Source organism: Streptomyces sp. NPDC044063 (assembly GCF_056434285.1).
In genome coordinates this window covers 213,439-219,578 of the sequence record NZ_JBWKFM010000013.1, presented here as the reverse complement: position 1 = coordinate 219,578, position 6,140 = coordinate 213,439, and the positions used below count along the sequence as shown (strand labels likewise).

The 6,140-nt window shown below is 74.0% G+C and carries 4 protein-coding genes; all 4 read right to left on the bottom strand.

The features are described from left to right. Positions 1–118: 118 nt before the first annotated feature. The 4 genes from sucB to AC07BS_RS18615 all read right to left on the bottom strand — a co-directional run bounded on the left by sucB (position 119) and on the right by AC07BS_RS18615 (position 6,111). The gene (gene sucB, locus AC07BS_RS18630) at positions 119–1,888 is read right to left on the bottom strand and encodes a 2-oxoglutarate dehydrogenase, E2 component, dihydrolipoamide succinyltransferase (protein WP_478641149.1); all 1,770 of its coding nucleotides are present in this window, start codon (positions 1,886–1,888) and stop codon (positions 119–121) included. 50 nt (positions 1,889–1,938) lie between these two features. Continuing rightward, the gene (gene lpdA, locus AC07BS_RS18625; RefSeq protein WP_478641148.1) at positions 1,939–3,327 is read right to left on the bottom strand and encodes a dihydrolipoyl dehydrogenase; all 1,389 of its coding nucleotides are present in this window, start codon (positions 3,325–3,327) and stop codon (positions 1,939–1,941) included. A gap of 314 nt (positions 3,328–3,641) precedes the next feature. After that, positions 3,642–5,171 (bottom strand): leucyl aminopeptidase, encoded by a 1,530-nt coding sequence (locus AC07BS_RS18620; RefSeq protein WP_478641147.1) that lies wholly within the window; start codon positions 5,169–5,171, stop codon positions 3,642–3,644. Positions 5,172–5,310: 139 nt separating this feature from the next. Beyond that, positions 5,311–6,111, bottom strand: a complete 801-nt coding sequence (locus AC07BS_RS18615) for an adenosylcobinamide-GDP ribazoletransferase (RefSeq protein ID WP_478641146.1) — start codon at positions 6,109–6,111, stop codon at positions 5,311–5,313. Positions 6,112–6,140: the final 29 nt, after the last annotated feature.

Sequence of the window (6,140 nt, the reverse complement as noted above, 5' to 3'; positions counted from 1 at the left end):
CCCCCCCCCCCCCCCCCCCCCCCCCCCCCCCCCCCCCCCCCCCCCCCCCCCCCCCCCCCCCCCCCCCCCCCCCCCCCCCCCCCCCCCCCGCCGTGAGGGCGTCCCGTGGGGCGACGAGTTACAGACCGATCTCGGTCTCGAACTCGGCGGCCTCCAGGATCTGCTTGACGGCCGTCAGGTAACGGGCCGCGTCGGCACCGTCCACCAGGCGGTGGTCGTAGGAGAGCGTCACGTACGTCATGTCGCGGACGCCGATGGTCGTGCCCTCCTCGGTCTCGATGACCACGGGGCGCTTGACCGTGGCACCGATGCCCAGGATGGCGACCTGGTTCGGCGGCACGATGACCGTGTCGAACAGCGCGCCGCGCGAGCCGGTGTTGCTGATCGTGAAGGTCGCGCCGGCCAGGTCGTCCGGGCTGATCTTGCTGGAGCGGACCTTGCCCGCCAGCTCCGCCGTCTTCTTGGCGATGCCCGCGATGTTGAGGTCACCCGCACCCTTGATGACCGGGGTCATCAGGCCCTTCTCCGAGTCGACGGCGATGCCGACGTTCTCGGAGTCGAAGTAGGTGATGGTGCCCTCGTCCTCGTTGATCCGGGCGTTGATGACCGGGTGGGCCTTCAGCGCCTGGACGGCGGCCTTGACGAAGAACGGCATCGGGGACAGCTTGACGCCCTCGCGGGCGGCGAAGCCGGCCTTGGCCTTCTCGCGCATCCGCATGATCTTGGTGATGTCCACCTCGATCACGGAGCTCAGCTGGGCCTGGCCCTGCAGCGCCTTCATCATGTTGTCGCCGATGACCTTGCGCATGCGGGTCATCTTGACCGTCTGACCGCGCAGCGGCGACGTCTCGAGGGCCGGGGCCTTCGGGGCGGCAGCGGCGGCGGCCGGAGCGGCGGCCGGGGCCGGCGCGGCCTTGGCGGCCTCGGCGGCGGCGATGACGTCCTGCTTGCGGATGCGACCGCCGACGCCGGTGCCCGCGACGGTGGACAGGTCGACGCCGGACTCGGCGGCGAGCTTGCGCACCAGCGGGGTGACGTAGGCGCCGTCCGTCGCCGGGGTGGCGACCGGGGCCTTCGGGGCGACCGGAGCGGCCGGGGCGACCGGCGCGGGGGCCGGAGCCGGGGCGGCGGCGACCGGAGCCGGGGCCGGAGCGGCCGGGGCGGCGGCGGGGGCCGGAGCGGCGACCGGAGCCGGCGCGGCGGCGGGGGCCGGAGCGGCGGCCGGGGCCGGGGCGGCCGGAGCCGGAGCGGCGGCCGGAGCGGCGCCGGCGGCACCGATGACGGCGAGACGGGCGCCGACCTCGGCGGTCTCGTCCTCGGCGACCAGGATCTCCAGCAGGGTGCCGGAGACGGGGGCCGGGATCTCGGTGTCGACCTTGTCGGTGGAGACCTCGAGCAGCGGCTCGTCGGCCTCGACCGTCTCGCCGACCTCCTTCAGCCAGCGGGTGACGGTGCCCTCGGTGACCGACTCGCCCAGCGCGGGCAGGACGACGTCGGTGCCCTGGGCGCCACCGGCGGCCGGAGCGGCGGGGGCCTCGGCGACGGGGGCCGGGGCGGCCGGGGCCTCGGCCACGGGGGCCGGGGCGGGCTCGGCGACCGGGGCCGGAGCCTCGGTGGCGGCCGGAGCCTCGGCAGCGGCCGGAGCGCCGGTGCCGTCGTCGATGACGGCGAGCTCGGCGCCGACCTCGACGGTCTCGTCCTCGGCCACCTTGATGGAGGCGAGGATGCCGGCCGCGGGGGCCGGGATCTCGGTGTCGACCTTGTCGGTGGAGACCTCGAGCAGCGGCTCGTCGGCCTCCACGCGCTCACCCTCGGCCTTGAGCCAACGGGTGACAGTGCCCTCGGTCACGCTCTCGCCGAGCGCCGGCAGGGTTACGGAAACCGCCATGATTGCGGTTGCTCCTTACGAGTAGTGCGGATGCTTGGTGCGCTCGGGACTCAGTCGTGCGAGTGCAGCGGCTTGCCGGCCAGGGCCAGGTGGGCCTCACCCATGGCCTCGTTCTGCGTCGGGTGCGCGTGGATGAGCTGCGCGACCTCGGCGGGCAGCGCCTCCCAGTTGTAGATCAGCTGAGCCTCGCCCACCTGCTCGCCCATGCGGTCGCCGACCATGTGTACGCCGACGACGGCACCGTCCCGCACCTGGACGAGCTTGATCTCGCCCGCGGTCTTGAGGATCTTGCTCTTGCCGTTGCCCGCGAGGTTGTACTTCAGGGTGACGACCTTGTCGGCGCCGTACAGCTCCTTGGCCTTCGCCTCGGTGATACCGACGGAGGCGACCTCCGGGTGGCAGTACGTGACGCGCGGCACGCCGTCGTAGTCGACCGGCACGGGCTTGAGCCCGGCCAGACGCTCCGCTACCAGGATGCCCTCGGCGAAGCCGACGTGCGCGAGCTGGAGGGTCGGGACGAGGTCACCGACGGCCGAGATGGTCGGCACGTTGGTCTGCATGTACTCGTCGACCAGGACGTAGCCGCGGTCCATGGCGACCCCGGCCTCCTCGTAGCCCAGGCCCTGGGAGACCGGGCCGCGGCCGACGGCGACGAGCAGCAGCTCGGCCTCGAAGGTCTTGCCGTTCTCCAGCGAGACCTTCACCCCGTCGGCGGTGTACTCCACGCCGGAGAAGCGGGAGCCCAGGGAGAAGTTGATGCCGCGCTTGCGGAAGGCGCGCTCCAGCAGCTTGGAGCTGTTCTCGTCCTCGACCGGGACGAGGTGGGGGAGCGCCTCGACGATGGTGACGTCGGCGCCGAAGGACTTCCACGCGGAGGCGAACTCGACGCCGATGACGCCGCCGCCCAGCACGATCGCGGACTTCGGCACGCGGTCCAGGACCAGCGCGTGGTCCGAGGAGATGACGCGGTCGCCGTCGATGGTCAGGCCCGGCAGCGACTTCGGCGTGGAGCCGGTCGCCAGCAGGACGTGGCGGCCGGTGATGCGGCGGCCGTCGACGTCGACGGAGGTGGGGGAGGACAGGCGGCCCTCACCGGTGATGTAGGTGACCTTGCGGGAGGCGACCAGGCCCTGCAGACCCTTGTACAGGCCCGAGATCACGTCGTCCTTGTACTTGTGGACGCCCGCGATGTCGATGCCCTCCAGGGAGGCCTTGACACCGAACTGCTCGGCCTCGCGGGCCTGGTCGGCGACCTCGCCGGCGTGCAGCAGAGCCTTGGTGGGGATGCAACCGCGGTGGAGGCAGGTGCCGCCCAGCTTGTCCTTCTCGATCAGGGCGACGTCGAGACCCAGCTGCGCTCCACGCAGGGCAGCGGCGTAACCACCACTACCGCCTCCGAGGATCACTAGGTCGAAAACGGTGCTGGCGTCGTTCGCCACGTCACGTCCTCCATGCATGGGTACGCCGTTTCCGGTCGTCGATGACCGGGCGGCGGCTGTCGTTCGGCCGCGTTTCTTCGGCCCTGTGAATACGGGGGCCCTGTCCTGCCGAGACAACATCTTCGCACTTGTTGACGGACGGCGGGACGCCGGGCCGGGCTCGGCGACGACTGATGCGTCACCTTCAGGGGGTTACTCGTGCGTACGAACGTGCCGGTTCATGCGGGTTTCGTCCGTAGCGAACACGCCACCGTACCGGGCCGGGGCCCCGGGCCGTCGCCCGGGGCCGCGCGGCCCGTACGGTGCCGCCGGGCTCAGCCCAGGTCGCCGTCGGCGGTCCGCTCGGCCAGCCGCACCAGGGTGCGCACCGAGGAGCCGGTGCCGCCCTTGGGGGTGTAGCCGTACGGCGCCTTCTCATGGAAGGCCGGGCCCGCGATGTCCAGGTGCGCCCAGGTGATGCCCTCGCCCACGAACTCCTGGAGGAACAGACCGGCCACCAGGCCGCCGCCCATGCGCTCGCCCATGTTGGCCATGTCGGCGACGGGGGAGTCCATGGACTTGCGCAGCTCGGCGGGGAGCGGCATCGGCCACGCCTGCTCGCCGACCTCCTCGGCCATCTCGTGGAGCGCGGCGCGGAAGGCGTCGTCGTTGGCCATCACACCGAAGGTGCGGTCGCCGAGCGCGAGGACCATGGCACCCGTGAGGGTGGCGACGTCCACGATGGCGTCCGGGTTCTCCTCGGAGGCGCGGGTCAGCGCGTCGGCCAGCACCAGGCGGCCCTCGGCGTCGGTGTTCAGCACCTCGACCGTGGTGCCGCTGTACATGGTCAGCACGTCGCCCGGACGGGTGGCGGTGCCGGAGGGCATGTTCTCCGCGAGCGCCAGCCAGCCGGTGACGTTGACCTGGAGGCCCAGCCGGGCGACGGCCACGACCGCGGCGAAGACGGCGGCGGCGCCGGCCATGTCGCACTTCATGGTCTCGTTGTGGCCGGCCGGCTTCAGGGAGATGCCGCCCGAGTCGTAGGTGATGCCCTTGCCCACCAGGGCGAGGGTCTTCTCCGCCTTCGGGTGGGTGTAGGCCACGCGCACCAGGCGCGGCGGGTTGGCGGAACCCTTGCCGACGCCCATGATGCCGCCGTAGCCGCCCTTGATCAGGGCCTTCTCGTCGAGCACCTCGACCTTGAGGCCGAACTCCTTGCCCGCGGCCTGGACCGTGGCGGCGAACGCCTTGGGGTCCAGGTCGTTGGAGGGGAGGTTGACCAGGTCGCGGGCGCGGTTGACCTCGGCGGCCACGGCGGTGGCGCGCTCGACGGCGGCCTTGAAGGCCTTGTCGCGCGGCTTGCCGCCGAGGATCGCGGCCTCGGCCAGGGGGGCGTTCTTCGCGGCCTTGTCGTCGCCCTTGGCGGCCTTGCCACGGCAGGCGCTGAACGCGTAGGCGCCCAGCATCGCGCCCTCGCCGATGGCGCCGGCGGACTCGGCGTCCTCGACGGGCAGGGCGAACGCGGCCTTCTTGGAACCGGCCAGCGCGCGGGCGGCCACACCGGCCGCGCGGCGCAGCGTCTCCTCGCCGAAGCCCTCGTCCTCGGAGGGCAGGTCACCGAGGCCGACCGCCAGCACGACCGGGGCCTTGAAGCCGGCGGGGGCGGGCAGCCTGGTCACCTCGCCCTCGCCGCCGGAGGCGCCGAGGGTCTCCACGACGGTGGCCAGCCGGCCGTCGAACGCCTGGTCCACGGCTTCGGCGCCGGGCGCGACGACGAGGCCCTTCGGGCCCTTCGCCACACCGATGACGACGGCGTCCGCGCGCAGCGTCGCGGCACTGGAAGTGCTGAGAGTCAGAGCAGTCACGGTGGTGGGTGTCCCTACTTCCGTTGAGTTCTCGGCCGTGAATGGTGGTCCGGCCGCACCCTGCGCATCGTATGCGCCGTGCTGGGGCCGCCCGGGCTCGGGCCGTCCGGCACGCGAGAGCGTATCGGGGCCGGGGCCCTCAGCCCAGTGCCGCGACGAGCAGCGCGACGGTCGCCGCGGTCTCCGCCAGGGCGCCGAACACATCGCCCGTGACGCCGCCGAAACGGCGCCGGCAGCGGCGGAGCAGCGCCTCGGCGGCGGTCGCGGCGAGGAGCGTCGCGAGGGCGGCGCGGGCCCCGGCGTACGGGCCCCGCACCGCCCAGGCGCCCGCGCCGGCGGCCGCGGCGGCGAGGGCCGTGACGGCCGCGGCGGCCGCTACGGGCACCACGCCGGCCACCGCGGCGCCCAGCCCCTCGGGCCGGGCGGCGGGCACGCCGGCGCGGGCGGCCAGGGTCAGGGCGCAGCGCGCGGCGAGGGCGGCGACGACCGCCGCGACGGCGCCGCGTGTCCAACTGTCCGCGTACAACTGTGCGAGCAGGGCGACCTGGGCGAGCAGGACGAGCACCAGCGTGACGACCCCGAACGGGCCGATGTCCGACCGCTTCATGACGCGCAGCGCGTCCTCGGCGGGCTTGCCGCAGCCCAGTCCGTCGGCCACGTCCGCCAGCCCGTCCAGATGGAGGGCCCGGGTGAGCACGGCGGGCACCGCGACGCCCGCCACGGCGGCCGGCAGCGGGCCGGCCCCCAGCAGCAGGAGCAGCCCCCCGGCCGCCGCCGCGCAGCCGCCGACGACGAGGCCGGCCAGCGGCGCGGCCAGCATGCCGGCGCGGGCGGCGGGGCGGTCCCAGCGGGTGAGCGGGACGGGCAGGACGGTGAGGGTGCCGAACGCGAAGCGCAGGGCGTCGCCGAGGCCGGCCCGGGCGGAGGTCGTGTCGGTCATCGCGGGCAGGGTATCCCGGCGTCCTCGCG